Source organism: Agrobacterium sp. RAC06, assembly GCF_001713475.1.
In the GTDB taxonomy this organism is placed as follows: Bacteria; Pseudomonadota; Alphaproteobacteria; order Rhizobiales; family Rhizobiaceae; genus Allorhizobium.
In genome coordinates this window covers 4,296,254-4,322,080 of the sequence record NZ_CP016499.1, presented here as the reverse complement: position 1 = coordinate 4,322,080, position 25,827 = coordinate 4,296,254, and the positions used below count along the sequence as shown (strand labels likewise).

The 25,827-nt window shown below is 60.9% G+C and carries 22 protein-coding genes; 8 read left to right on the top strand and 14 right to left on the bottom strand.

From position 1 onward, the window contains the following. Positions 1-63: 63 nt before the first annotated feature. From urtE to urtA, 5 genes are all read right to left on the bottom strand, one after another. Entirely contained in the window at positions 64-759 is a 696-nt protein-coding gene (urtE, locus tag BSY240_RS20480) for an urea ABC transporter ATP-binding subunit UrtE (protein ID WP_054148367.1), read from the bottom strand. Positions 760-943: 184 nt separating this feature from the next. Further along, entirely contained in the window at positions 944-1,699 is a 756-nt protein-coding gene (gene urtD, locus BSY240_RS20475) for an urea ABC transporter ATP-binding protein UrtD (RefSeq protein ID WP_150127508.1), read from the bottom strand. A 4-nt stretch (positions 1,700-1,703) separates the two neighbouring features. Then, complete coding sequence (urtC, locus tag BSY240_RS20470; protein ID WP_069043539.1) at positions 1,704-2,873, bottom strand: urea ABC transporter permease subunit UrtC; 1,170 nt, start codon at positions 2,871-2,873, stop codon at positions 1,704-1,706. Further along, positions 2,870-4,474, bottom strand: a complete 1,605-nt coding sequence (gene urtB, locus BSY240_RS20465) for an urea ABC transporter permease subunit UrtB (RefSeq protein ID WP_069043538.1) — start codon at positions 4,472-4,474, stop codon at positions 2,870-2,872. The genes urtC and urtB overlap by 4 nt, the downstream gene beginning before the upstream one ends. 242 nt (positions 4,475-4,716) lie before the next feature. Next, entirely contained in the window at positions 4,717-6,006 is a 1,290-nt protein-coding gene (gene urtA / locus BSY240_RS20460; protein WP_054148363.1) for an urea ABC transporter substrate-binding protein, read from the bottom strand. 225 nt (positions 6,007-6,231) lie between these two features. Between urtA and BSY240_RS20455 the strand changes: the two genes are divergently transcribed. The 6 genes from BSY240_RS20455 to BSY240_RS20430 all read left to right on the top strand — a co-directional run bounded on the left by BSY240_RS20455 (position 6,232) and on the right by BSY240_RS20430 (position 14,846). Then, positions 6,232-6,813 (top strand): biliverdin-producing heme oxygenase, encoded by a 582-nt coding sequence (locus BSY240_RS20455; RefSeq protein WP_069043537.1) that lies wholly within the window; start codon positions 6,232-6,234, stop codon positions 6,811-6,813. After that, entirely contained in the window at positions 6,776-9,331 is a 2,556-nt protein-coding gene (locus BSY240_RS20450; RefSeq protein ID WP_069043536.1) for an HWE histidine kinase domain-containing protein, read from the top strand. Before BSY240_RS20455 ends, BSY240_RS20450 begins: the two co-directional genes overlap by 38 nt. A 105-nt stretch (positions 9,332-9,436) precedes the next feature. Then, positions 9,437-9,886 carry a DUF5680 domain-containing protein gene (locus BSY240_RS20445; RefSeq protein WP_083229760.1) on the top strand — a complete coding sequence of 150 codons (450 nt, stop codon included), beginning with the start codon at positions 9,437-9,439 and terminating at the stop codon, positions 9,884-9,886. Between the two features lie 77 nt (positions 9,887-9,963). Beyond that, on the top strand, positions 9,964-13,347 hold the full coding sequence (locus BSY240_RS20440) for a hybrid sensor histidine kinase/response regulator (RefSeq protein WP_069043534.1): 3,384 nt from the start codon (positions 9,964-9,966) through the stop codon (positions 13,345-13,347). After that, positions 13,340-14,263 (top strand): response regulator, encoded by a 924-nt coding sequence (locus BSY240_RS20435; RefSeq protein WP_069043533.1) that lies wholly within the window; start codon positions 13,340-13,342, stop codon positions 14,261-14,263. Before BSY240_RS20440 ends, BSY240_RS20435 begins: the two co-directional genes overlap by 8 nt. 43 nt (positions 14,264-14,306) lie before the next feature. Continuing rightward, positions 14,307-14,846, top strand: a complete 540-nt coding sequence (locus BSY240_RS20430; RefSeq protein WP_069043532.1) for an AAA family ATPase — start codon at positions 14,307-14,309, stop codon at positions 14,844-14,846. Positions 14,847-14,915: 69 nt separating this feature from the next. Here BSY240_RS20430 and BSY240_RS20425 read toward each other — a convergent pair whose 3' ends face one another. The 7 genes from BSY240_RS20425 to BSY240_RS20395 form a co-directional block, all read right to left on the bottom strand. Next, entirely contained in the window at positions 14,916-16,031 is a 1,116-nt protein-coding gene (locus BSY240_RS20425; RefSeq protein ID WP_054148356.1) for a branched-chain amino acid ABC transporter substrate-binding protein, read from the bottom strand. Between the two features lie 166 nt (positions 16,032-16,197). Next, complete coding sequence (locus BSY240_RS20420) at positions 16,198-16,551, bottom strand: DUF6867 family protein (RefSeq protein WP_069043531.1); 354 nt, start codon at positions 16,549-16,551, stop codon at positions 16,198-16,200. An 18-nt stretch (positions 16,552-16,569) separates the two neighbouring features. Continuing rightward, positions 16,570-17,298 carry an ABC transporter ATP-binding protein gene (locus tag BSY240_RS20415; protein WP_054148354.1) on the bottom strand — a complete coding sequence of 243 codons (729 nt, stop codon included), beginning with the start codon at positions 17,296-17,298 and terminating at the stop codon, positions 16,570-16,572. After that, complete coding sequence (locus BSY240_RS20410; RefSeq protein ID WP_054148353.1) at positions 17,298-18,170, bottom strand: ABC transporter ATP-binding protein; 873 nt, start codon at positions 18,168-18,170, stop codon at positions 17,298-17,300. Before BSY240_RS20410 ends, BSY240_RS20415 begins: the two co-directional genes overlap by 1 nt. Then, positions 18,170-19,564: a high-affinity branched-chain amino acid ABC transporter permease LivM gene (gene livM / locus BSY240_RS20405; RefSeq protein ID WP_054148352.1), complete on the bottom strand. Its 1,395-nt coding sequence runs from the start codon at positions 19,562-19,564 to the stop codon at positions 18,170-18,172. The genes BSY240_RS20410 and livM overlap by 1 nt, the downstream gene beginning before the upstream one ends. 4 nt (positions 19,565-19,568) lie before the next feature. Beyond that, the gene (locus tag BSY240_RS20400; RefSeq protein ID WP_054148351.1) at positions 19,569-20,471 is read right to left on the bottom strand and encodes a branched-chain amino acid ABC transporter permease; all 903 of its coding nucleotides are present in this window, start codon (positions 20,469-20,471) and stop codon (positions 19,569-19,571) included. A gap of 273 nt (positions 20,472-20,744) precedes the next feature. Further along, positions 20,745-23,171, bottom strand: coding sequence for a GcvT family protein (locus BSY240_RS20395; RefSeq protein WP_069043530.1), 2,427 nt, complete (start codon positions 23,169-23,171; stop codon positions 20,745-20,747). 220 nt (positions 23,172-23,391) lie between these two features. Here BSY240_RS20395 and BSY240_RS20390 point away from each other — a divergent pair, with 220 nt between their 5' ends. Both BSY240_RS20390 and BSY240_RS20385 read left to right on the top strand, forming a co-directional pair. Continuing rightward, positions 23,392-23,709 (top strand): type II toxin-antitoxin system RelE/ParE family toxin, encoded by a 318-nt coding sequence (locus BSY240_RS20390; RefSeq protein WP_236759289.1) that lies wholly within the window; start codon positions 23,392-23,394, stop codon positions 23,707-23,709. Continuing rightward, positions 23,706-24,032, top strand: a complete 327-nt coding sequence (locus BSY240_RS20385) for a helix-turn-helix domain-containing protein (protein WP_069043529.1) — start codon at positions 23,706-23,708, stop codon at positions 24,030-24,032. Before BSY240_RS20390 ends, BSY240_RS20385 begins: the two co-directional genes overlap by 4 nt. 26 nt (positions 24,033-24,058) lie before the next feature. Here the strand turns inward: BSY240_RS20385 and BSY240_RS20380 are convergent, their stop codons facing one another. Then, on the bottom strand, positions 24,059-25,195 hold the full coding sequence (locus BSY240_RS20380; protein WP_069043528.1) for a metallophosphoesterase: 1,137 nt from the start codon (positions 25,193-25,195) through the stop codon (positions 24,059-24,061). A 76-nt stretch (positions 25,196-25,271) separates the two neighbouring features. Next, on the bottom strand, positions 25,272-25,823 hold the full coding sequence (locus BSY240_RS20375; RefSeq protein ID WP_069043527.1) for a sarcosine oxidase subunit gamma: 552 nt from the start codon (positions 25,821-25,823) through the stop codon (positions 25,272-25,274). Between the last annotated feature and the right edge of the window lie 4 nt (positions 25,824-25,827).

The window sequence follows — 25,827 nt, the reverse complement described above, 5'->3', positions numbered from 1 at the left end:
AGCACGCGTGTCCCCAGCATCAACCCGACTTCGCTAATAAATCATCAACCCTGTCTTGCAAAATCAGACGGTCAGATGACGCCGCGCTTCCGGCGTATCGAGCGTCTCCGCTGCACCCTCATGCACGATCTCGCCGCGATCCATGATGTAAACGTGATCGGCGAGCTCCCGGCAGAAATCCAGATACTGCTCGACCAGCAGGATCGCCATGCCGGTCGTATCGCGCAGGTAGCGGATCGCCCGGCCGATATCCTTGATGATCGACGGTTGGATGCCTTCGGTCGGCTCGTCCAGCACCAGGATCTTCGGCCGCGTCACCATAGCTCGCCCGATCGCCAGCTGCTGCTGCTGCCCACCGGAGAGGTCACCCCCGCGCCGCGACAGCATGGTGTCGAGGACTGGAAACAGCGCGAAGATATCATCCGGGATGAAGCGGTCCTTGCGCTCCAGCGGTGCATAACCGGTCTCGAGGTTTTCTTTCACGGTCAGAAGCGGAAAGATCTCACGGCCCTGGGGCACATAGCCCACGCCCGTCCGCGCCCGGTTGAACGGCGCCATGCCGTTGAGCTTCTGGCCGTTGAAGGTGATCGTTCCCGCCGACACCGCATGCTGGCCGGTGATGGCGCGCAGAAGCGACGACTTGCCGACCCCGTTGCGACCGAGCACGCAGGTGATCTTGCCCATCTCGGCATTGATGGAGACGCCTCGGAGAGCCTGTGCGGCACCGTAGTGGAGATTGACGTTTTCGACTGTCAGCATCGCAATTCTCTTTTCATATTTAGGTCGCCCCTCATCCGGCTGCCGCCACCTTCTCCCCGCAAGCGGGGAGAAGACCCCGTGCCGCTGCCCTTGCGACCACCGCCGAGGTTCCGGCGGGCAAGTCCCCTCTCCCCGCCTGCGGGGAGAGGGTTAGGGTGAGGGGCAAACGCCAGAGCGCTCATCATCACCGCCCCAGATAGTTTTCGATGACCTTCTGGTCGTTCGAAACGAAATCGATCGAGCCCTCGGCCAGGACCGAGCCTTCCGCCAGACAGGTCACCTTGACGCCGAGGTCGCGGATGAAGCCCATGTCGTGTTCTACGACGACGACGGAGCGGGTCTTGGCGATCTCCTTGAGCAGAATGGCCGTTTCCGCCGTCTCGGCATCCGTCATGCCGGCGACCGGCTCGTCGACGAGCAGAAGCTTCGGCTCCTGGGCGAGCAGCATGCCGATCTCCAACCACTGCTTCTGGCCGTGGGAGAGATTGGCAGCGAGCTCGTCCTTGCGATGCGTCAGACGAACCGTCTCGAGGATCTCCTCGATGCGCGCCTTGTCTTTGGACGACAGGCTATAGAACAACGTGGCAAAGACACCCCGCTTGCGGTTCAGCGCCAGTTCCAGATTGTCCCAGACGGTATGGCTTTCGAACACCGTCGGCTTCTGGAACTTGCGGCCGATGCCAAGCTGCGCAATCTCGGCCTCGTCCTTCTTGGTGAGGTCGATCTTGCCGCCATCGAAGAAGACTTCGCCGCTGTCAGGTCGGGTCTTGCCGGTGATGATGTCCATCATCGTCGTCTTGCCGGCGCCGTTAGGGCCGATGATGGCGCGAAGTTCGCCGGGTTCGACGATGAAGGAGAGCGAATTCAGCGCCTTGAAGCCGTCGAAGGAGACGGAGACACCGTTGAGATAGAGCAGGCTGGACGTGGTCTTGTCGCTCATCACATCACTCCGCAGCCACGGGGGCCGATTGGGGTTTCACATCGGCGTTCGCCGCATCCTTGTCGGCTGCATCCCGATATTCCCTCCGGCGTGCGAGATACTGCTGCACCGTGCCGACGATGCCCTTGGGCAGGAACAGCGTGACGAAGATGAAGAGACCGCCGAGTGCAAACAGCCAGAGATCGGGGAAGGCACCGGTGAAATAGCTCTTGCCGACATTGACGAGGATCGCCCCGATGATCGGCCCGATCAGCGTGCCGCGCCCGCCGACAGCCGCCCAGACAACGACTTCGATCGAGTTGGCCGGATCGAATTCGCCGGGGTTGATGATGCCGACCTGCGGCACGAAAAGCGCACCGGCAATGCCCGCCATCATCGCCGAGACGACGAAGGTGAAGAGCTTGATGTTCTCGACCCGGTAACCAAGGAAGCGCACGCGGCTTTCCGCATCGCGCACGCCGACCAGCACCTTGCCGAACTTAGAACGGGTGATGCCGGACGCAATCACCAGGCAGAGCGCCAGGAAGATCGCCGAGAGCGCAAAGAGCACCGCACGCGTTCCGTCCGCCTGGACGGAGAAGCCGAGGATTTCCTTATAGTCGGTGAGGCCGTTATTGCCGCCGAAGCCCATGTCGTTGCGGAAGAAGGCGAGCATCAGCGCATAGGTCATCGCCTGGGTGATGATCGACAGATAGACGCCGTTGACGCGGGAGCGGAAGGCAAACCAGCCGAAAAAGAAGGCGAGCAGGCCGGGCACGATCAGCACCATCGCCATGGCGACAGGGAACATGTCCATGCCATGCCAGAACCACGGCAGTTCCTTCCAGTTCAGGAAGACCATGAAGTCGGGCAGGATGGGATCACCGTATACGCCACGGGAGCCGATCTGGCGCATCAGATACATGCCCATGGCATAGCCACCGAGCGCGAAGAAGGCGCCGTGGCCAAGCGAGAGAATGCCGCAATAGCCCCAGACGAGATCGAGCGCCAGCGCCAGCAGCGCGTAGCAGAGATACTTGCCCATCAGCGACATGACATAGGTCGGCACATGGAAGGGGCTGTCGGGCGGCGTCAGCAGGTTGAGCGCCGGGACGAGCAAGGCAAAGGCGATGAGGATGCCGGCGGCAATGAGGATCTTGCCTTCGAGTGCGCGTAAGATGAAGCCGGTAATCATGCTTCCACCGCCCTTCCCTTGAGCGCAAAGAGGCCGCGCGGTCGTTTCTGAATGAAGAGAATGATCAGCACGAGCACGAGGATCTTGCCGAGCACGGCGCCGACCGAGGGTTCGAGGAACTTGTTGAGGATGCCGAGCGACAAGGCGCCGACCAGCGTACCCCAGAGATTACCGACCCCGCCAAAGACCACGACCATGAAACTGTCGATGATATAGGCCTGGCCGAGGTTCGGAGAGACGTTGTCGATCTGGGAAAGCGCCACGCCGGCGATACCGGCAATGCCCGATCCGAGCGCGAAGGTGAAGGCATCGACCCAGGGTGTCCGAATGCCCATGGAAGACGCCATGCGGCGGTTCTGCGTCACGGCGCGCATCTGCAGGCCGAAGGCGGACTTCTTCATCAGCGCGAGCAGCGCGAAAAAGATGGTGAGCGAAAACAGCACGATCCAGAGACGGTTCCAGGTGATTGTCATGCCCCCCAGCGCAAATGAGCCGGACATCCAGGACGGGTTGCCCACTTCCTGGTTGGTCGGGCCAAAGATCGTGCGCACGGTCTGCTGGAGGATCAGCGAAATGCCCCAGGTGGCAAGCAGCGTTTCGAGCGGCCGGCCATAGAGGAACCGGATGACACCGCGCTCGATGACGAGCCCGATCAGCGCCGTCATCAAGAAGGCGACGGGCAGCGCAATGGCGAGAGACCAGTCGAAGAGACCGGGATAGCTGGTTCGGATCACCTGCTGCACCACGAAGGTGGAATAGGCGCCGATCATCACCATCTCGCCATGCGCCATATTGATGATGCCCATGACGCCAAAGGTGATGGCAAGGCCGATCGCCGCGAGCAGCAGCACCGATCCGAGCGAGATGCCGTACCAGACACTCTCGGCGGTATCCCACAGGATCAACTCGCCTTCGATCTTCGAGACGGCGGCGTCGAGATCCGGCCGCAAGCTCTCATCAATGGTGCCGGATACGGAGAGCAGGATGCTCTTGGCCGGTCTGCCGCCGATTGATGCGACAGCCTCGATCGCGCCTCGCTTCTCCTCGATCGAGCGGTCAGACGCCAGAATGGACACGGCCCTCGCCTGCTCCATGCGCGCCTTGACCTCGGCATCGGTTTCCTTGGCAAGCGCTGTCTCGACGAGCTCAAGATTTTCGGCACTCGGAGACTGCAGCACCGCCTGGGCGGCGGAAAGACGGACATTCCTGTCCGGGCTGAGCAGCGTCAGTCCGCCCAGCGCGGAACGGATGGCGCGACGGAGATTGTTGTTGACCCTCACCTTGGTGAAGGCGCCCTTGGGCTCCTCGCCGACAGTCTCGCCCGTCAACGGATCGATGGCCGCCAGATTGCTGCCGGCAGCCTTGGTGATGAAGACCTGATTGTCCGACTTGCGAACGAAGAGTTCGCCCTCTGCAAAGGCTTCGAGCGCAGGAACGACGCGCGGATCGCCTGTCGCGGCGATCTGCCCCAGAAGCGCTTCGGCCTCTTTAAAGCTGGCTTTTCCAAGAGCTTTGATGAGATCCTTGGGATCGCTCTGCGCGAAGGAGGGCGCGGCGAAGGAAAGGAAGAGGAAGGCGAGTGTGATGAAACGGATAAGCATTCTGTTGTCCCCCGGTTGGCGGGGCGGCGGAGCCTGAAAAGCCCCTCATCCGCCTGCCGGCACCTTCTCCCCGTGGACGGGAAGAAGGGGTAGTTCCGCTATGTGCGGTTCGCGAACACCCTCCCCTTGAAGGGGAGGGTCGAACCGAAGGTTCGGGGTGGGGTGACGCTGTGCACGAAATCACCCCCACCCATCGCTAGGCGATGACCTCCCCCCTCAAGGGGGAGGTGGGAAAAAGCCGATCAGCTGCCCTTGCCGCCGCACTTGCCGGTGGCAACGTTGAAGTTGCCGCATTCCATCGGCTTGCGCCAATCGGCGATCAGGTCCTTGGAATCAGGCAGATAATCGGACCACTCGTCACCGACGACGGCAGGCGTTTCCTGGACGACTTCAAACTGGCCGTCGGCCTGGATTTCGCCGATCAGCACCGGCTTGGTGATGTGGTGGTTCGGCATGACGGTCGAGTAGCCGCCGGTCAAGTTCGGAACGGCAACGCCGATGATCGAGTCGAGAACGGCATCGGTTTCGGTCGTGCCCGCAGCTTCGACGGCCTTAACCCAGGCGTTGAAGCCGATATAGGCAGCTTCCATCGGGTCGTTGGTCACGCGCTTTTCGTTGCCGGTAAAGGCATGCCAGGTCTTGATGAACTCGGCATTGGCCGGGGTGTCGACGGACTGGAAGTAGTTCCAGGCGGCAAGGTGACCGACGAGCGGTGCGGTATCGAGACCGGCGAGTTCTTCTTCACCGACCGAGAAGGCCACGACCGGGATGTCTTCGGCCTTGATGCCCTGGTTGCCCAGTTCCTTGTAGAACGGCACGTTGGCGTCACCGTTGATGGTCGAAACGACGGCGGTCTTCTTGCCGGCCGAACCGAACTTCTTGATGTCGGAGACGATGGTCTGCCAGTCGGAATGACCGAACGGCGTGTAGTTGATCATGATGTCTTCTTCGGCAACGCCCTTGGACATCAGATAGGCTTTGAGGATCTTGTTGGTCGTCTGCGGATAGACGTAGTCGGTGCCGGCGAGAACCCAACGCTCGACGCCTTCGTTCTCGGCCAGGTAGTCAACGGCCGGGATCGCCTGCTGGTTCGGAGCAGCGCCTGTGTAGAAGATGTTGCGCGAGGATTCTTCACCCTCGTACTGGACCGGGTAGAAGAGGATCGAGTTCAGCTCTTCGAAAACAGGGAGAACGGACTTGCGCGACGACGAGGTCCAGCAACCGAAGACGGCCGCAACCTTGTCCTTTTCAATCAGCTCGCGCGCCTTTTCGGCAAACAGCGGCCAGTCAGACGCCGGGTCGACAACGACGGCTTCGATCTTCTTGCCGAGAATGCCACCCTTCTTGTTCTGCTCTTCGACGAGCATCAGCATGGCGTCTTTCAGCGTCGTTTCCGAGATCGCCATCGTGCCGGACAGCGAGTGCAGAACGCCGATCTTGATCGTGTCTTCCTGGGCGAATGCGCCGTGGAAGGCCGTCGTCGACAGCATGGCGCCGAGAAGCGCGCCTGTCAGTTTCATCTTCATGGACATTGTTGTGATCCCCTCTTCTTGGTCGCAACCGGTCGGTTAATGAGTGTTAACCGTTGCTGAAGGGGACTATCCGATGCCGCAGTGCAAAACCGTATACGTCGTTTGACGTAGGTCGGGGGGTAAAAGAGGGAACACGTATGGCGGACCGATCGCAGCCTTACAAGTTCAGGGTTGTACAGATCAGAAGGCCATCGATATAGAAGGACGTATCTGGAAAGGACTGCAATGGATTTCCCGCTCCGTCGAACGGCTCTCAAAGAGGCGACTGCCGACGCTCATGCGGCGCTCGATAGTCTCGTCGGCAGTTTCCGGACTCTTGATGACTACAAGTGTTACCTGGCCGGCATCGCAGCCTTCCGCATGCCGGTCGAAGCCTGGCTCTCCGAGGCCGAACTGCCTTTGGACCTCAAGGACTACGAGCCCCACCGTGTCCATGCGGAACTGGAAGCTGATCTTTCCGACCTGAACACTCGCCCGCCGACGGACCAGCCGGCGTTCACACCGCCGGAGGGCGATGGCATCGTCGGACTGCTTTATGTCCTGGAAGGATCGGCGCTCGGTGCCCGCCTCCTCGCCAAGCGCGCGGAAGCACTCGGCCTGTCGGCCGATTTCGGTGCACGACATCTTTTTTCCCAGGCACGGAACTTTTCCAGCTGGCGTGCGTTGACCGAGCATATGGAGAACGTGCGTGTATACGACAACCGAGCCGCTGCTAGGTGGGCAAACACCGCCTTCGACTATGCCCGTAGTGCCTTCGAAAGCGCCCTGAATGCAGAACGTTCCATCCGTGGATCTCACCAATTGTGATCGCGAACCCATCCACATCCCCGGCTCGATCCAGCCGCATGGATGTCTTCTGGCCTGCGATCCAGGCATAAGTTCCATCCGACTTTATTCGGCGAATGCCCCGGAGATGCTGGGCGCCAAGGGCCCGATGGACGGGCTCTGGATCGCCGATCTGCTCGGCGAGGACGTGATTCATGACATCCGCAACGCCGTCGCCGCCGCCCCCGAAGCGAGCCGCCCGGCCGTGATCGCCCATCTCCAGCTTCCGACGGGACAGCACTTCGATGTCGCCGTCCATCGCCAGGAGCAGGGCGCGATCCTCGAATTCGAGCCCTCATTCCGACGCACCCAGCCGCTGCAGCTCGCCCGTGAAATGATCGGTCGGGTGAAGGATATCAACGATATCGATCTGCTGATTTCCGCGTCTGCCAAGCTGGTTCGCACAGTGCTCGGCTACGACCGCGTCATGATCTACCGCTTTGAGGAAGATGGATCGGGCAAGGTCGCGAGCGAGGCCAAGCGCCACGATCTGGAGAGTTTTCTCGGCCAGTATTTTCCGGCGACCGATATCCCGCGTCAGGCGCGCATCCTCTATATGCAGAACCCGATCCGCGTCATTTCGGATGCGCGAGGTCTGCGCGTCGATCTGCTGCCGCAGGCCGCAGAACGGGCCGCGCCGCTCGATCTTTCCTTCGCCCACCTGCGCAGCGTCTCGCCGATCCATTGTGAATATCTGCGCAACATGGGCGTTTCGGCCTCCATGTCGATCTCGATCATCGTCGACGGCAAGCTCTGGGGCCTGATCGCCTGCCATCACTATGCGCCCAAGACCCTGACCATGTCCGAGCGCATCGCGGCAGAAATGTTCGGCGAATTCTTCTCGCTGCATCTCCTGGCGCTGAAGCAGAAGCGCAAGCTGGATATATCCAACGAGGCGCGGCGCTCGCTTGATCGGTTTCTCCAGGCCGCCTCGCATCGTTCCGATCTCGATGACATCCTGACCGCCGCCCTGCCCGAGTTCCAGACGCTGTTCGCCTGTGACGGCGTCGGACTTCTGATGAATGGCCGCTGGACGGCCATCGGTAGCACGCTGCCGCCGGGCGCTGAGGAAGACTTCACCCGCTTCATCGCCGAGGTGGCAGATGGCCGGATCTGGTCGACAAAGGCGCTTTCTGAGGACTATCCGCCGGCCGAAGCCTTCTTCGAAGACGTTTCCGGCGTCATGGCCGTTCCCCTCTCGCATTTGCCGCGCGACTACATCTTCTTCTTCCGCAAGGAACGCCTGCAGACGCTGAACTGGGCGGGCAATCCGGACAAGTCCTATGAGGCTGGCCCGCTCGGCGATCGCCTGACCCCACGCAAGAGCTTTGCCCTGTGGAAGGAAACGGTTCAGCGTCAGGCGGCGCCCTGGCGCGACAGCGATTTCGAGATTGCGGAAGCGATCCGTTCGGCGACCGTCGAGATCGTCCTGCGTCACAACGAGCTGATGCAAGAGGAACGCAGCAAGTCCGACGTGCGCCAGCGCATGCTGAACGAGGAGCTGAACCACCGGGTCAAGAACATCCTGGCCGTAATCAAGTCGCTGGTGGCAGCGCCCTCGCGGGATGAACTGCCGATCCAGGACTATATCGGCTCGCTGCGCGGTCGGATCCATGCGCTGTCCCACGCCCATGACCAGCTGACGCGGGGTGGTGGTGGCGGCACGCTCAAAGACCTGCTGCAGGCAGAGCTTCTGCCCTATCGCGCTGGTCGCAGCGTGATCGAGGTGAACGGCCCCTCCGTCACGCTCGACGCCCGGGCCCATGCCGTGGCAGCACTGGTGATCCACGAGATGTGCACGAATGCTGCAAAATACGGCGCCCTTTCGCGCGACGGTGGCTCGCTCGCCATTTCCTGGGAGGGAACCGCGGACGGCGACTGCCGACTGCACTGGCGCGAAAGCGGCGGACCGACCATTGGCCCCATCGGTCGCAAAGGCTTTGGCTCAGCCCTCATCGAGCGTAGCATTCCCTACGACCTCGGCGGAACAAGCCGGGTCGATTATCGCCCCGAGGGACTGGATGCAGAGTTCCGGCTGCCAGGCCGATTTATGAGCTGGGAGGTTGAAACCGTGAGCGAAGAACCCAATCCGCATGTCGAGGCCGAAGTGGTCAATCATCCGACCAGCATCGCCGGAATACCGGTTCTGCTGGTTGAGGATCAGGTTCTGATCGCCATGGATGCGGAAATGATGCTCGCCGATGCCGGCATCGATAATGTCGTGACCGCGAGCTCAAGCAGCGATGCCTTGAACCGCCTCAAAAGTTTCGCCCCGGCGATCGCAATCCTCGACATCAATCTCGGCAGCGACACATCGGTGCCCGTCGCCCAGGAGCTGATACGTCGGGGCATCCCCTTTGTCTTCGCCACGGGTTACGACGATCGCTCCTCGGTTCCAGAGGAATTACTGTCCGTACCAGTCGTGCGTAAGCCCTATGATGCCGACGCCCTCGTGAAAGCACTCTCCGACAGGCTGGCCGCCCAGGTTCCGGCAGAGTGATCCGCTGAAACTGTCGCAACCCATGCGTTGCTAGGGTTGCCGGGCCGGCCCGAAGCCAATACGTTCTCATTATGTTCCGACATAAAGGAGGCGACCGTGGAGGCTCTGGAAAGTTTCATCATTGAAGCCAAGGCCGTGACCTATGTCAGCGGCAAGGTCCCTGCCCCCTCGGCAAGCCGGACTGGCGCAAAGGATATTTCCTATGAGCGCGGACGCTTTCGTTATCTCGACAGCCATTTTGGCGGAACGGATTTTCTCGGCCAGGAAGTGGTCTGGCAGGGCGAGATTCCGGTCTGGGCAATGAACTATTACGGTCGCATCCTCGATGCCGAGCGTTTCGACGGCGGGCGGGCGGGCACCGTCATCAAGTTGGCTCTGACAGCCCTTTATCAGGAAAAGCGCTTTCTCGGCGGCTTCACCTATCTGCACCCGCTCGGAGAATATCTCGACCAGTCGGTCGGAGACTACCGCAGCTTCCTCGGTGTCGAACGTATCCGGATGGGTGAGCGCGTGGTCTATCAACTCGACTATCAGGGCGGCCTGATCAAGCCCTAACGGGCCTTGCTATTCTGGACAATCGCGTGAAAATGCCTAAAGGAAAGCCACTCAGAACAAGGCGCTAGAATTTAGGCATGGCCGCACGCCAACGCATCATCCCCGTTCGCCGCGAATACAATCGCTGGGTTGCGAACCAGACGCTGGAGGACTATGCGCTGCGCTTTACGGCAAAGAGCGCCCGCAAATTCTCCTCCAGCCGTATTTCACAAACGGCAATCGGCGCGATCAGTTTTCTCGCACTGGAGGCGATCGGCGGCACGATCACGATCGCCTATGGAACCACCAACGCCTTCTTCGCCATCATCGTCGCCGCGATCCTGATGCTGCTCGTCGGCATACCGATCAGTCGCTACGCAATCCGCCACGGGGTCGACATCGATCTTCTGACCCGCGGTGCCGGCTTCGGCTATATCGGATCGACCATCACCTCGCTGATCTATGCAGCCTTCACCTTCATGCTCTTTGCCATCGAGGCTTCGATCATGACCAAGGCGCTAGAACTCGCCTTCGGCATTCCGCTCTGGCTCGGCTACATCATCTCCGCCGTGGCCGTACTGCCGCTGGTGACCTACGGCATCCGGATGATCTCGAAGTTCCAGCTGATCACCCAACCCTTCTGGATTGTGCTGAACATCCTGCCCTTCGTCTTCATCGCCTTTCTCGACTGGGAAAAGATCGACCTCTGGATCGCCTTTGCCGGCGTTGATCACTCGAACGCCCATCTTGGCGAGGCAGCCCCTTTCAATCTCCTGGAGTTCGGCGCCGCCTCCGCCGTCATTCTGGCACTGATGCCGCAGATCGGCGAACAGGTGGACTTCCTCCGCTTCCTGCCGCCCGAGGGCGCCCGCAAGCTGCACCATCGCATCGGCATCTTCCTCGCCGGCTCCGGCTGGGTCGTGCTCGGTGTGCCCAAGCTGCTGGCAGGCTCCTTCCTCGCCGTCCTGACGCTCTCGACCGGCGTGCCGATCAGCGAGGCCGCCGATCCCGCCCATATGTATGTCGCGGCCTTCGGCTACATGATCCCGAACGAGACGGCAGCCATGCTGCTGATGGCGGGTTTCGTCGTTATCTCCCAGCTCAAGATCAACGTGATGAACGCCTATGCAGGCTCGCTCGCCTGGTCGAACTTCTTCTCGCGTCTGACCCACAGCCATCCGGGCCGCGTTGTCTGGCTGGTCTTCAACGTCGCGATCGCGCTTCTGTTGATGGAGCTCGGCATCTACGGCCTGCTCGAAGAAACGCTCGGCATCTTCTCGATCATTGCCATGAGCTGGCTCTGCGCCATCTCGGCCGACCTCTTTGTCAACAAGAAGCTGGGCTTGTCGCCGCCGGGCATCGAGTTCAAGCGCGCCCACCTCTACGACATCAATCCCGTTGGCTGCGGCACCATGGCGCTCTCTGCTGGCCTTGCACTCGCCGCCCATTTCGGTGCCTTCGGCTCGACTATGGCGTCGCTGTCGACCTATGTGACGCTGGTCGCCTTTGTGATCTCCCCGCTGATCGCCTGGGCAACCGACGGCAAGTTCTACCTGGCCCGCAAGCCGCGCTACAGCTGGAAGAACCAGACCGGCATCACCTGTTCGATCTGTGAGCATCCGTTCGAGCCGGAGGACATGGCCTGGTGCCCCGCCTATGCAGCCCCGATCTGCTCGCTCTGCTGCACGCTCGACAGCCGCTGTCACGACATGTGCAAGCCGCATGCGAAGATCAATGCACAGGCCGCGACAGTTGCCCGCGCTCTTTTGCCAGACGCGGTAATCGAGACCTTCTCGACCCGTCTTGGCCGCTACGCGCTGACCGCCATGATCTCGATTTCCGTCATCGGCATCATCCTTGCGGTCATCGCCCATCAGGTGAATGCCGCGACCCCCGCCATGACCGACGTGGTCAACCGCGCGGTCACCGTCGTCTTCTTCATCTTCGCCATCATCGCCGGTATCGTCTCCTGGTTCTATGTGCTTGCCCATGACAGCCGTGTCGTGGCGGAAGAGGAATCCTCCCGCCAAAACACGCTGCTGCTCAAGGAAATCGCCGCGCATCGGAAGACGGACGCCGCGCTGCAGAATGCCAAAGAGACCGCGGAAGCGGCGAACCGCGCGAAGAGCCGTTATGTCGTCGGCCTTTCCCACGAGCTTCGGACGCCCCTCAATGCGGTGCTAGGCTATGCCCAGATCCTCGAGCGCGACGAGACGATCCCCGTGCCGCGCCAGTCGGCGATCAAGGTCATCCGTCGCTCCGCCGACCATCTGTCCGGCCTGATCGACGGCCTCCTCGATATCTCGAAGATCGAGGCTGGCCGCCTGCAGGTCTTCTCCAACGAGGTCAATATTCAGGATTTCCTCGACCAGCTCATCGACATGTTTGCGCCGCAGGCTGCCGCCAAAGGCATTCTCTTCGAGCATCAGCGCTCGCGCGCCCTGCCGCTCTATGTGCGCACCGACGAGCGGCGCCTGCGCCAGATCCTCGTCAATCTGCTGTCGAACGCCATCAAGTTCACCGAGGAAGGCACGATCCGCTTTAGCGTCGATTATCGCAGCCAGGTGGCGACGTTTACCGTCAGTGACACCGGTCGTGGCATCTCGGAAAAGGACCTCAACCGCATCTACGAACCCTTCCAGCGCGGCGAGGCCGACAACATCCGTCCGCAACCGGGCCTGGGCCTTGGCCTTACCATCACCAAGCTCCTGACCAACACGCTTGGCGGCGAGATCTCGGTCACCAGCGAGCGCGACAAGGGCTCGACCTTCAAGGTGCGCCTGATGCTGTCGGCCATCGACCGTCCGAATACGGCACCTGCGCCGGAGCGCAAGATCGTCTCCTATACCGGCCCGCGCCGCACGATCGTCGTCGTCGACGACAACGAGGACCACCGCGAACTGATGCGTGAGGTGCTCGCCCCGCTCGACTTCGTCGTCCTGACGGCAGGTGGCGGGCCCGAATGCCTGACCCTCATCGAAGGCGTGAAGGCCGACCTTTTCCTTGTCGACATCTCGATGCCGGGCATGAATGGCTGGCAACTCGTTGAAAAGCTGCGTGACGTAGGCCAGAAGGCACCGATCCTGATGCTCTCGGCCAATGTCGGCGATGCGCCGGCCCCCGGCGGTGATGGCCATGACGACGCGATCACGAAGCCCGTCGACATCACCCGTCTGCGTGACAAGCTCGCTCGCTTTCTCGGCCTCGACTGGATCTATGCAGACGACCCGCGTCTGCTTCAGCCGGGAGTGCCGGCGGAGCGCCCGGTCTCGCCGGGTGCGATGCATATCGAGGAGTTGATCAGCCTCTGCGATATCGGCTATGTCCGCGGCATCGAGGCAAAGCTTGCCGAACTCGGCGGGCTGGGGAACACCACGGCCTTCGTCGACGCGGCCCGCGCCTATCTGCAGGCCTTCGACCTCGCCGGGCTGCGCAGTTTCCTGACCTCATTCGAAACCGGCAGGGAGCCGATCCATGGCTGAGGCAAACCGCCGCGATATCGTGCTTCTGGTGGACGACAGTCCCGATGCGCTCGGCTTCCTCACCGAAGCGCTGGAAGCATCGGGCTATTCCGTCCTGATCGCCACTTCGGGCCATGGCGCGCTCTCGATCGTTGCCCGCATCAGCCCCGACCTCATTCTGCTCGACGCTGTCATGCCCGGAATGGACGGCTTCGAGACCTGCCGCACCTTGAAGGCCGATCCGGTGGTCGCCCAGGTCCCGGTCATCTTCATGACCGGGCTCACAGAGACCGAACATGTGGTGAAAGCACTCGAATCGGGTGGCGTGGACTACCTCACCAAGCCGATCAACATCGACGAGCTGCGAGCCCGCATCCGGGTACACCTCTCGAACGCCCGCTCGGCCCAGAGCGCCCGCGTCGCGCTCGACGCTGCCGGGCGCCATCTGCTCGCCATCAGGGGTGACGGTCAGGTCCACTGGACCACGCCGCAGGCCAACCGTCTGATCGAGACGGCGATCGGTCATGCCGAGGGCATCGGCGATGTGGCGAAGGCCGCTGCCGAATGGCTGAGCCATCGGCGCACCGGAACGCCACAGAGGGCCGAAACGAGTTTTGCCTTTCCCGGCGCGACCGGCCTGCCGCTCACGCTGTCATTGCTCGGCACGATCGGTGCCGACGAATATCTCTTCCGCCTGACCTCAGCGAACCGCCAGAGCGAAGACGAAATGCTGCGCGAAAGCTTCGGCCTGACCCACCGCGAAAGCGAGGTTCTGCTCTGGATCGCCAAGGGCAAGGCCAACCGCGACATCGGCGAAATCCTCGGCCTCTCCTCGCGCACGGTGAACAAGCACCTTGAGCAGATCTATTCGAAGCTCGGGGTGGAGAACCGTGCATCTGCCGCCGTGAAGGCGGCCAACGCTTTACGCGAGGGATGACCAGGCAATCGCGTCCCCCCTCTTTTCCCTTGAGAGGAACCGGATGGAAAACGCCGTCGTGATCTCAGGCTGTTCGGGTGGCGGCAAGTCGACGCTGATTGCCGAACTCTCCAGGCGTGGCTTTGCAGTCGTGCCCGAGCCGGGCCGCCGCATAGTCGCCGAGGAACTGGCAGGCGATGGCAAGTCCCTGCCTTGGGTCAGCCTTGAGGATTTCGCGCGCAGAGCAATCGATCTGGGCCGCCGTGACCGCGAAGAGGCCCACACATTGAAATCCCGCTGGATCTTCTTCGACAGAAGCCTGGTAGACGCCTATGCCGCCCTCGCAGATGCGACCAGAGACATCAGCGTAACGGACAGCCTACTCCGCCGGGACAGATACCATCCCACCGTATTCCTGACACCGCCTTGGCCCGAAATATACCGCGAGGACGCCGAACGACGGCATGATTTCGAAGCGGCTGTCACCGAGTTCGAGCGATTGGCAACGATCTATCCTGCGCTCGGCTATTCATTGGTTCTTCTCCCGAAGGCCCCAGTCGAAGACCGCGCTGACTTCCTTCTGGCCAAACTCTCAGGCAACTAACATCACGAACTGCAAACGCAGAAAGCCCGGCGCGAGGCCGGGCTTTCCGTCGGTCCGATGAAGGATCGATTAGTTCTGGAAGTACGAGTACTTGCCGTCCTCGCCCTTCTTCCAGGTGTACATGACGTAGTCAGGGCGGGTGATGTCACCCTTGGCGTCGAAGCCGAGTTCGCCGATGACGGTCGTGTACGGGCCCTTTTCCTTCAGGGCCGTCGCAACGGTTTCCGGATCGTTGGAAGCGGCAGCCTTGGCAGCTTCTGCGATAACCTGCAGGGCAGCGTAGGAGTACAGCGTGTAAGCTTCCGGCTCGAAGCCAGCGTCGCGGAACTTCTTCACGGCGTCAGCTGCATTCGGGTTCATGCGCGGATCCGGCGGGAAGGTCATGAGCGTGCCGTCGACTGCGTCACCGGCGATCGAAGCAAGTTCGTTCGAGGTGATGCCGTCGCCAGACATCAGGGTCGCGTTCAGGCCCTGGCTGTCCATCTGACGCATGATCAGGCCAGCTTCCGTGTGCAGACCGCCGAAGTAGACGACGGTGACGCCGGCTTCCTTCATCTTGGCGATGAGCGCCGAGTAATCCTTTTCGCCGGCAGTGATGCCTTCGTAGATCACTTCGGTAACGCCGAGCTCGTTCATCGCCTTCTTGGTTTCGTCGGCGAGACCCTGGCCGTAAGGCGTCTTGTCGTGAACGACGGCAACCTTGCCGTCCTTGAAGTTGTCGGCGATGTACTTGCCGGCAACAGCGCCCTGCTGGTCGTCACGGCCGCAGGTACGGAAGGTGTTCCACAGGCCGCGCTCGGTGAAGTTCGGGTTGGTGGAAGCCGGCGTGATCTGCAGGATGCCGTTTTCGGCATAGACTTCAGAAGCCGGGATCGAAACGCCCGAGTTGAAGTGACCGACGACGAACTTCACGCCGTCAGCAACGAACTTGTTGGCAACCGAAACGCCCTGCTTGGCGTCCGAGACGTCGTCGCCGAGAACGACCTTGATCATTTCGCCGTTGATGCCACCGGCGGCATTGATGTCGGCAGCAGCCTGCTCGGCACCCTTCTGCAGCTGTGCACCGAAGGCAGCGTTCGGGCCGGTCAGCGGGCCGGCAACGCCGACCAGGATTTCGGCATAGGCGTTGCCGCTGAAGGCAACCATGGCCGTCAGCGCAACTGCCGAAAGAAGAGACTTCTTCATATTGTTACTCCCAAGTTTTTTGTGCGGGTTTAGGATAAAAACCCTGCGCAATACCCGCTGTGACTGCGCCGGAAAACTGTTCCACTCTTTTGTGTCTGGCCGAGGCCTTGTTATATGCCAGGCCGTAGCCTTCTGTCGCCAATCTGCGACAGAAAACAACGGCTTGTCAATCTTTGTTCTTCCACGAGAAATACGAAGTTCTCTCATAGAGCCAGTAGTAGTTGTCGACCATCTGCGTGGTGCGGCGTGCCTGGAAACCAGCTACCGCAAACGCCATCAGGATTACGACGTCGACGATGTAATAGAAGGGGCTGAGGAACGGTCCGGCAAACAGCGAGTAGTGCAGGAAACGCATGGCAAAACCCAGCCCGAGCACATAGACGAGAACCGTGCCGTAGCCGTCCCAGCCTTCCGCTGCGGCCCTGCCCGTGCGCCAGGCGGTCCAGAAGCCGAGGAGCAGAACGAGGAAACGCAGCACGAGACGGACCGTCGTGTCGCTTTCGAAAAACAAACCTTGCATGTCAAATACTCCCCGCGCTCAGTGATGGCCGCCTTCGAGATAGGCCGCGCGAACCGACGGATCGGCCAGCAGTTCCTTACCCGTACCACTCATCGTCACCTTGCCATTGACCATGACATAGGCACGGTCGGAAAGCTTCAGTGCGGCGAAAGCGTTCTGCTCAACGAGGAAGACGGTCAGGCCTTCTTCCTTGTTGAGCCGCTTGATCTGCTCGAAGATGCCCTTGACGATCAGCGGTGCGAGACCGAGCGACGGCTCGTCGAGGAGAAGCAGCTTCGGACGCGACATCAGCGCGCGACCGATCGACAGCATCTGCTGCTCGCCACCCGAGAGCGTGCCGCCGCGCTGGCTCTGACGTTCCTTCAGACGAGGGAACATGGTGAACACCTTCTCCACGTCCTCCTTGAAGTATTTCAGGTTGTCGAGGCCTGCGCCCATCTGCAGGTTCTCGAGCACGGTCATGCGCGGAAAGATACGACGGCCTTCCGGCGACTGGGCAATGCGACGACGGGCAATCAGGTGCGTCGGCATTTCGGTGATGTCTTCGCCGTCGAAGACCACCCGACCGGTACGTGCCTGGGGGCTGCCGCAGATGGTCATCATCAGCGTCGACTTGCCGGCACCGTTGGCACCGATCAGCGACACGATCTCACCCTTGTGCACTTCGACATCGACGCCCGCGAGCGCGCGGATGTTGCCGTAATAGGTTTCGACGCCGGAAACTTTGAGTAGCGGTTCAGAAGACATCAGTGCTCTCCTCCCGCCACGGCTTCGACTTCGTGGATCGCTTCTTCCAATTCTTCATCCTCGACACCCAGGTAGGCCGCGATGACCTTCGGGTCGTTCTTGACGTGATCAGGTGTGCCGTCGGAGATCTTCTGGCCGTATTCCAGGACGACGACGTGATCGGAAATCTCCATGACGACCGACATGTCGTGCTCGATCAGGAGCAGCGAGGTGCCTTCATCGCGGATAGCGCGCAACAGCGTGTTGAGCGCCAGAGATTCCTTCGGGTTGAGACCGGCAGCCGGCTCGTCCAGGCACAGAAGCTCCGGACCCGTGCACATGGCGCGGCAGATCTCCAGACGACGCTGGGCGCCGTAGGGAAGATCTCCGGCCGGATCATCGGCACGCGCGATCAGGTCCGCTTTCTCAAGCCAGTAGCGAGCCTTCTCGATCGATTCGGACTCGGCCTTCTTGTAGGCCGGCAGGCCGAGCAGGCCGAGCACGGTGTAACCGGATGCCTTCATCAGCGCATTGTGCTGCGCCACCAGAAGGTTTTCGAGAACCGTCAGACCGGAGAACAAACGGATGTTCTGGAACGTCCGCGCCACCTTTGCCTTCTTGGGGATTTCGAAGTCTGGCAGCCGCTCGAGGAGATGGCGGTCTCCGGATTTCTGGATCAGGGTGATCATGCCCATGGTCGGCCGATAGAAGCCGGTGATGCAGTTGAAGACCGTGGTCTTGCCGGCACCGTTTGGCCCGATCAGCGCGGTGATTTCGCCGCGCTTGGCTTCGAAGGACAGGTCGTTGATGGCCATGAGGCCACCAAAGCGCATCGACAGATGCTCGACTTTCAGAATCGTATCATTGCTCATTGTCGTGTTCCCGGAGGCCATCAGCCGTGACCCTCCTTGGTAAAGCTGCCCGAGACGGCCTTGCGTTCCTTGAGGAAGGCCGTCGGCTCTCTGCTGCCGACGAAACCGCGCGGCTTGAACAGCATGACGATGACCATGGCGAGGCCGAAGAGGATCATGCGGTACAGTTCCGGAGTGAATTCGGGGCCGAAGATGACCTTGAGGAACTCCATCTCACGCAACGCTTCAGTGCCGCCGATCATGACGATCGCCGCAACCGCGATCCCCGTCAGCGACCCCATGCCGCCGAGCACGACGATGGCAAGGATGACGGCGGATTCGAGGAAGACGAAGCTTTCCGGCGAAACGAAGCCCTGACGTGCAGCGAAGAAGGAGCCAGCAAAGCCGCCGAACATCGCACCGATCGCGAAAGCCGTAAGCTTGGTCGTGACGGTGTTGATGCCGAGCGAGCGGCAGGCGATCTCGTCTTCACGCAGCGCTTCCCACGCACGGCCGATCGGCATGCGGCGAAGCTTGATCGTGACGTAAGCCGTCAGGCAGCAGAGCGCCAGGATCACGTAAAACAAGTAGATCTTGTAATAGGCTGATGACATCGGCAGGTCGAAAGTCTTGGCGAAACCGCCGGCCGAGGCATCGAAAGGCATGCCGAACAGCGTCGCCTTCGGAATGCTGGAGATACCGAATGTACCCTTGGTAACGTCCTGCCAGTTGATCAGCACCAGTCGGATGATTTCCCCGAAGGCGAGCGTCACGATGGCTAGATAGTCGCCTCGGAGACGCAGCACCGGGAAGCCCAGGATGATACCCCAGAAGGCGGCCAGGATACCGGCGAGCGGCAGAAGCAGCCAGAAGGACAAGCCGAAATTCTGGGCAAGCAGTGCGTAGGAATAGGCACCGACTGCATAGAAGGCGACGTAACCCAGGTCGAGCAGGCCGGCGAGACCGACGACGATGTTGAGCCCCCAGGCGAGCATGACGTAGATCAGGATCTGGATGCCGAAGTTATCGACATACTTGAGAGAACCCTGAACCCCGGTCAGCGCAACGATGACCGGCGGGTAGAGGATCAGCGCAAGCAGCGCGATCTTCAGGAAATGCGTCTTGAAGAATGACGGCTGGGCGTCGATCTCATGCACGGGAACGGAAGCGGATTTCTTTTCCCGGCGGGCCGCGAACCATGGCGCGATGAACGCCACCATGGCGAAGCGGCCGACTGCGGCGATCAGCACGAACACTGCGAGAAGGCCGGGACGCGTGTACCAGATCAGCTCGTTCGCCATATTCTGATCGGTCTTGATGCCGATATAGAGGCTGAACAGACCAAGTGCGATGATACCGGCGAACAGGCCTTCCTTGATGGCGCGCGCCAGTGTGCCGGACGACGCAGCACCATTTACGTTTTCAGAAGTAGTCATGGGATCAAACCTTCTCGACTTCCGGACGTCCGAGGATGCCGGTGGGCTTGAAGATCAGCACGAATGCCAGGATGCCGAAAGTTGCGACATCCTTGTACGCGATGCTGAAATAGGCGGACCAGAGCGACTCGATCAGACCGATGAGCAGACCACCAAGCACGGCGCCCGGCAGGGAGCCGATGCCGCCAAGAACGGCCGCGGTGAAGGCCTTGACCCCCGGAATGAAGCCGTCGTGGAACGATGCGACACCGTAATACATAAGGTACATCGTACCAGCGACAGCGGCGAGTGCCGCACCCATCACGAAGGTGATGGAGATCGTCTTGTCGACGTCGACGCCGAGCAGCGCCGCCATCTTGCGGTCCTGCTCCGTGGCGCGCTGAGCGCGGCCCAGCGGTGTCTTGTTGACGATGTACCAGAATGCGGCGAGCAGGACGACAGTCACCACGACGATGATCACCTGCTTAAGCGCGATGGTGATATTGCCAAAATGCAGAACATCGCTGACCAGCGGCGGGATCGGCTTGTTGCGCGGACCCTGCGAGATCTGGATGAAATTCGACAGAACGATCGACATGCCGATCGCCGTGATCAACGGCGCGAGGCGAAATGAACCGCGCAGTGGCCGATAGGCGACCCGCTCGATGACCCAGTTCCACAGGCTGGTCATCAGCATCGCAACAACCAACATCACAAACAGGGCGACCGCCACGGGAACGCCAGCAAAGAAGGATGTCAGGACCAAGAATGCGATGAGAGCGGCAAAGCCGCCAAGCATGAAGATATCACCATGGGCAAAGTTGATCATGCCGATGATGCCGTAGACCATCGTATAGCCGATAGCGATAAGGCCATAGATGGAACCAAGAGTCAGCCCGTTGATGAGCTGCTGGGCAAAGTACTCCATATATTATCCCCCGGACGCGCCTTGCTGTTGCGTCTCATTTTGTTATCCCTTGCGGGCATAGGCGTCGGGGGATTCCATATCGCTTTGTCCGAAAATGTGAAGCCAAAAAGGCAGGCATCAGGCAAAATGTTACTGTTAACAGGTGCTTTGACACGGGAAATGACAGGTCACACAAAAAAGCAGCAGAAAAAGCTTACGAAATCAGCAGGTCACGAGAGCGACCTGCCGTCTATCGGATGGAACTAAAGCAAGCCCATTTATGTCGAAAACGGTTCAGTTTCTCATTCGCGACCCGTTGGCGTCAAAAAGCGACTGAGGCTGAAGTCTGGCCGGCAAGATTTCCCCAAGAATCTCCACTTCCCAGCCATCGATTTCGTCTGCGATCTCCTTCGGAACATAGCCGATTGCCACCGATACCCCGCTCGGATGGGCAAAGCCGCCAGACGTCACCCAGCCGCGCACCTCCCCCTTGTAGGAGATCGGCTCGTCACCGATGACGTCGGCATCCTTCGCATCGATGATGAAGGTCCGCAGCCGAAGCGTACCGCCGGACAGTTTCTCCTCCATCGCCGCCTGCTTGCCGATGAAGCTCGCCTCTTTCTTGAGCGCGACGAAGCGCGACAGCCCGGCCTCGAGCGGCCCGTAGAGCGGGCGATACTCGCGCGACCAGCTGCCGAAGCTCTTCTCGAGACGAAGCGCATTGAGGGCACGAAGGCCGAAGAGCGTGATGCCGAACTCCGCCCCCGCCTCCATCAGCGTATCGAAGACGTAGCGCTGGTATTCCGGCCGCATCCAGATCTCGTAGCCGAGATCGCCGGTATAGCTGACGCGGCCGAGCATGACCGGCGCCATGCCGAGATCCATTTCGCGGATCGCCATGAAGGGCAGCGCTGCATCGGACACATCGAGATGCGTGAGCTTGGCGAGCACGTCGCGCGACTTCGGTCCTGCGATCGACAAGCCCACGAGGCTGAGGTTGAGGGCCTCGATATCGACGGAACCATCCTCCGGCAGATGGCTCTCGAACCAGCGCATATGATAATCCTCGGCAATGCCGGAGCCGATGATCAGGAAATCCTCGTCGTCGAGATTGGCAACCGTGAAGTCGCCGATCAGCTTGCCGGCCTCATTCAGCATCGGCGCAAGCGCCATGCGACCGACTTCCGGCAGCTTGCAGGCGAGCATGTGATCGAGCCAGGCGCGTGAGCCCTCCCCGCTCACCATATACTTGGCAAAGCCCGAGGTTTCCATCAGGCCGACGCTCTCACGGACGGCCTTGGCCTCGCGGCCGACCGCCTCGAAGTCGGTGGAGCGACGCCAGGAAAAGGCGTCCTCGACGCCTTCCGGCGCAAACCAGAGCGGCGTTTCCAGACCATAGGAGGCACCGAACACGGCACCGGCCGCCTTCAGCTTGTCGTAAACAGGTGTCGTCAGCAGCGGGCGTGCCCCCGGCAGTTCTTCGTTCGGATAGCGGATCGAGAATCGGCGGGAATAGTTCTCCCGTACCTTGGCATTGGTATAGGCAAGCGTCGCATAGTCGCCGTAGCGGCAGACATCCATGGCAAAGACGTCGAAGCCCGGATCGCCCTCGATGATCCAGTTGGCAAGCGCCAAGCCCACGCCGCCACCCTGGCTGAAGCCGGCCATGACCGCGCAGGCCGACCAGTAATTCGTCATGCCGCGCACCGGACCGACCAGCGGATTGCCATCCGGCGAGAAGGTGAAGGGGCCGTTGATGATCTTTTTGATACCGGCATTGTTGAAGGCCGGGAAATGCCGGAAACCGATTTCCAGCTCGTTGGTGATGCGCTCGAGGTCTTCGGCCAAGAGTTCATGGCCGAAGGTCCAGGGCGTCTCGATCGGCGACCAGGGGCGGCAATCCTTTTCATAGGTGCCCATCAACATGCCGTTGCGTTCCTGGCGGATATAGATCTCGCCATCGAAATCGACGCAGTGCATCAGTTCCTTGCCGGTCGTCCTGTTGAATTCGATGACCTCGGGCATGTCCTCGGTGATCAGATACATGTGCTCCATCGCGAGCACGGGCAGCTCCAGCCCGACCATGCGGCCGACTTCACGTGCCCAGAGACCTGCGGCATTGACGACATGCTCGGCTCGGATTTCGCCCTTGTCGGTGATCACCCGCCAGGTGCCGTCTTCCAGCTGCACCAGATCCTCGACCTTGGTGTGCAGATAGATTTCCGCCCCGTTCTTCTTGGCCGACTTCGCATAGGCATGGGTGGTGCCGTATGGGTCGAGATGGCCTTCATGCGGATCGAAGACCGCGCCGACAAACTGCTTCGGGTCAAGCAGCGGCATCATCTCATAGGCTTCCTGCGCCGAAATCAGCGTCGCCTCGCCGCCCGCATATTTGCCCTTGGCAAGCAGCGACTTCATCCAGTCGAAGCGCTCCTTGGTGGCCGCCAGCATCAGGCCCGATGTCATGTGCAGGCCGATGTCCTGGCCGGAATACTCCTCGATCTCCTTATAGAGCTCGACCGTGTATTTCTGCAGCTTGGCGACATTCGGATCGCCATTGATCGTGTGCATCCCGCCGGCGGCATGCCAGGTGGAGCCGGAGGTCAGCTCGGAGCGCTCAAGCAGCACGACATCGGTCCAGCCGAATTTGGTCAGGTGATAAAGCACCGAACACCCGACGACACCCCCGCCGATGACGACGACACGTGCATGGCTCTTCATGGAAAAACGCTCCCCTTGGCGGCAATGATTGATCCGACAAAGCTAGATTGCGCGCATGAAAGCCAGAAGACCATGCTGCGACGAAAGATGTCGCATGGGTGATAGCGGGTGTTCTGTGGGCGGCGTGCGAACCGGCCATCGGTACGCCTGACAACTCCGTCGGGAAGCTTGCGAGGCGTTGTCAAATATGACAACATAAGACATGAAAGAGATCTTGTGGTTGAAGCCTGCCCGCAAAGACTTCGAGGCGTTTCCGGCAGGCGCCCGCGAGATCATCGCAACGGCGCTTGTGATCGCAGCGGAGGGCCGAAAGGCCGACATCGCAAAGCCAATGAAGGGCCTGGGCTCAGGCGTTATGGAAATTGCACTGCCTTACCGCTCCGATGCCTATCGCGTCGTTTATGCGGTCCAGATTGGCGACGCGATCTGGGTGGTTCATGCCTTTCAAAAGAAATCCACCAAGGGAATAGCCACACCTCAGAAAGAGGTCGAGGTGATAAAAGCTCGGCTGAAACGCTTGAAGGAAATGATGTCATGAGTGAAGACGATTTCGAAGTCGTGCGCGGCAGCGCCAATATCTTTGCAGACTTCGGTGATCCGGAAGCCGAAACCAAACTTCTGAAAGCAAGGCTTGCAGCCGAAATCATTGGCGTGCTCGACGAGCGCAAGATCACCGTCCGGGAAGCAGAGCGCATGACGGGGGTCGCCGCAGCCGACATATCCCGTGTGCGCAATGCCGATCTGGCAAAGTTCACCCTTGATAGGCTGCTGCGCATCCACCACCGGCTGGCACCCGGGGTAAAGGTAGGGCTGACGTTTTCAGCTCGAGACGGCTCGGACCAGCCGGCTTTGGCCTCCTGAACGGGGCTGGCGATCCCCGACCAGCCTCACCGCCCGCCCGCATTCCCCGGCACCGCCCGCAACGTGAACTCCGTCAGCTCCGCCGGCACGCCGATCCGGAGCGCAAAGCCCGGCCACAGGCCCGTGCCGTTGTTGACATAGAGCTGCAACTCCCCGACCCGGTAGAAGCCGGAGACATAGCCATTGTTGGCCCGGGCGACGATCCGGTCGAGGCCGCGCACCATGCCGCCATGGGTATGGCCGGAAAGTTGCAGCGCAACGCCGTGCTTTGCGGCCCGCTCTGCCATGCGCGGCTGGTGGTCGAGAAGGATGACCGGGGCATCGGCAGGCGCGCCATGCAGCGCTCTTCCAAGATCCGGCTCGATGGCACCTGTGAACCGCGCCGAAAGATCCGTCACCCCGGCGATGACAAGCCTGCCCTCCCCGCGCTCGATCACGGCATGCTCGTTTGCCAGGATGCGCATGTTGAGTTCGGGGAAATGCTTGAGCCAGCGGTCGACTTCGAAGAAATATTCGTGATTGCCGGGCACGGTGAGCACACCATTGCGAGCGCTGAGACCCGCAAGCGGCGCGACGTCTTCGCGGCGGATGTCCAGGCTGCCATCGATCAGATCCCCGGTGATGACGATGAGGTCGGCACCGAGCGCATTGGTTTTCTCCACGACGGCGCTGGCCCATTTTCCGGTAAACAGCCGGCTGATATGCAGGTCGGTCAGCTGCACCATGCGATAACCGTCGAACTCTGGGGCCAGTCCGGGAATTGCCACCTCGACACGCTTGATCGGGGGGACGCGGATCGCCTGGCTGATTCCCAAGGCTGCGAGCATTAAAGCCGCAATGCCCATGGTGTAACGGACCTCCGGCGGCACCACAGGAAACGACCAGGTGACGGCAAAGATCAGGATGCTGACGATATCGAGGAGCACCTGCATGGCGGCCAGGAGCACGATCGCCCCGAAGAACAGGTTGAAGGCAATCACCAGCGGTCGTGGAAACTCCGGCGCGAAGACCGATCCGGACGTGAAGCGGCTGAACAGGTGGTATTGCGAGGCCAGCAGCAGAAAGACGGCGAGCGAAAGCTGCACCCACCACGGCCACGGCAGGGGGGCGATGAAGCGCAAGGCCACGATCAGCCACGGCAGGGAGAACATCAGGTGGAACATGCGGGGCGGGATCCTTTGTATCTGAAACGCCTAAACAGCCCCGGCAGTTCACCGAAGGAATGCCATGGTCAGGCCTTCACGCAAACCCCGCCGTCAACGCCAACTCCCGGCCCATCTCGCGCATCTCGTCGAATACAAATCCCGCAAAGCTGCGCATCACGATGATCTCGAACGCATCCTGGCCCGTGCGGGCGAGGTTGGCGGCGACATGGCAAATCTGGCAATTGCTCGACTGGCCGATTTCGAAGAGATCGGCATGCAGGTCAAGCGCCGTGCATTTGGCCAGGATCGACCGCACCTTCGGCCCGTGAATCCGGAGCACCACGCGCCCGTCGCTCTGGTCGACGAAGGAGGCCCGGCTTGCCCCGAGCTCGGCAAGCTGGCGCGCAATGGTGTCGGCAGCGACGGTCTCGCTGAGAACAAGCCACTCCCCCGGTCCACAGACCCGCACATGGACATCTTCGAGATTGGTGAGCGCCTCGTCAATGTCAGCCTCGTGGCCCGGATGGGCGAGTGCGGAGAAGACGGAGACTGCCCGCAGGATGGCGAGATGATGCGGATTGGGCGTCGCCTCGAAACCGGAAATGTGGTCCTCGAGCACGTGACTGATGGCATAGGTCACCGGCATAGCA

Bases quoted from the DNA above. Each gene is read 5' to 3' on its own strand.
- urtE (WP_054148367.1), bottom strand. From the start codon at position 759: ATGCTGACAGTCGAAAACGTCAATCTCCACTACGGTGCCGCACAGGCT.
- urtD (WP_150127508.1), bottom strand. From the start codon at position 1,699: ATGAGCGACAAGACCACGTCCAGCCTGCTCTATCTCAACGGTGTCTCC.
- urtC (WP_069043539.1), bottom strand. From the start codon at position 2,873: ATGATTACCGGCTTCATCTTACGCGCACTCGAAGGCAAGATCCTCATT.
- urtB (WP_069043538.1), bottom strand. From the start codon at position 4,474: ATGCTTATCCGTTTCATCACACTCGCCTTCCTCTTCCTTTCCTTCGCC.
- urtA (WP_054148363.1), bottom strand. From the start codon at position 6,006: ATGTCCATGAAGATGAAACTGACAGGCGCGCTTCTCGGCGCCATGCTG.
- BSY240_RS20455 (WP_069043537.1), top strand. From the start codon at position 6,232: ATGGATTTCCCGCTCCGTCGAACGGCTCTCAAAGAGGCGACTGCCGAC.
- BSY240_RS20450 (WP_069043536.1), top strand. From the start codon at position 6,776: ATGCAGAACGTTCCATCCGTGGATCTCACCAATTGTGATCGCGAACCC.
- BSY240_RS20440 (WP_069043534.1), top strand. From the start codon at position 9,964: ATGGCCGCACGCCAACGCATCATCCCCGTTCGCCGCGAATACAATCGC.
- BSY240_RS20435 (WP_069043533.1), top strand. From the start codon at position 13,340: ATGGCTGAGGCAAACCGCCGCGATATCGTGCTTCTGGTGGACGACAGT.
- BSY240_RS20430 (WP_069043532.1), top strand. From the start codon at position 14,307: ATGGAAAACGCCGTCGTGATCTCAGGCTGTTCGGGTGGCGGCAAGTCG.
- BSY240_RS20425 (WP_054148356.1), bottom strand. From the start codon at position 16,031: ATGAAGAAGTCTCTTCTTTCGGCAGTTGCGCTGACGGCCATGGTTGCC.
- BSY240_RS20420 (WP_069043531.1), bottom strand. From the start codon at position 16,551: ATGCAAGGTTTGTTTTTCGAAAGCGACACGACGGTCCGTCTCGTGCTG.
- BSY240_RS20415 (WP_054148354.1), bottom strand. From the start codon at position 17,298: ATGTCTTCTGAACCGCTACTCAAAGTTTCCGGCGTCGAAACCTATTAC.
- BSY240_RS20410 (WP_054148353.1), bottom strand. From the start codon at position 18,170: ATGGCCTCCGGGAACACGACAATGAGCAATGATACGATTCTGAAAGTC.
- livM (WP_054148352.1), bottom strand. From the start codon at position 19,564: ATGACTACTTCTGAAAACGTAAATGGTGCTGCGTCGTCCGGCACACTG.
- BSY240_RS20400 (WP_054148351.1), bottom strand. From the start codon at position 20,471: ATGGAGTACTTTGCCCAGCAGCTCATCAACGGGCTGACTCTTGGTTCC.
- BSY240_RS20395 (WP_069043530.1), bottom strand. From the start codon at position 23,171: ATGAAGAGCCATGCACGTGTCGTCGTCATCGGCGGGGGTGTCGTCGGG.
- BSY240_RS20385 (WP_069043529.1), top strand. From the start codon at position 23,706: ATGAGTGAAGACGATTTCGAAGTCGTGCGCGGCAGCGCCAATATCTTT.
- BSY240_RS20380 (WP_069043528.1), bottom strand. From the start codon at position 25,195: ATGTTCCACCTGATGTTCTCCCTGCCGTGGCTGATCGTGGCCTTGCGC.
- BSY240_RS20375 (WP_069043527.1), bottom strand. From the start codon at position 25,823: ATGCCGGTGACCTATGCCATCAGTCACGTGCTCGAGGACCACATTTCC.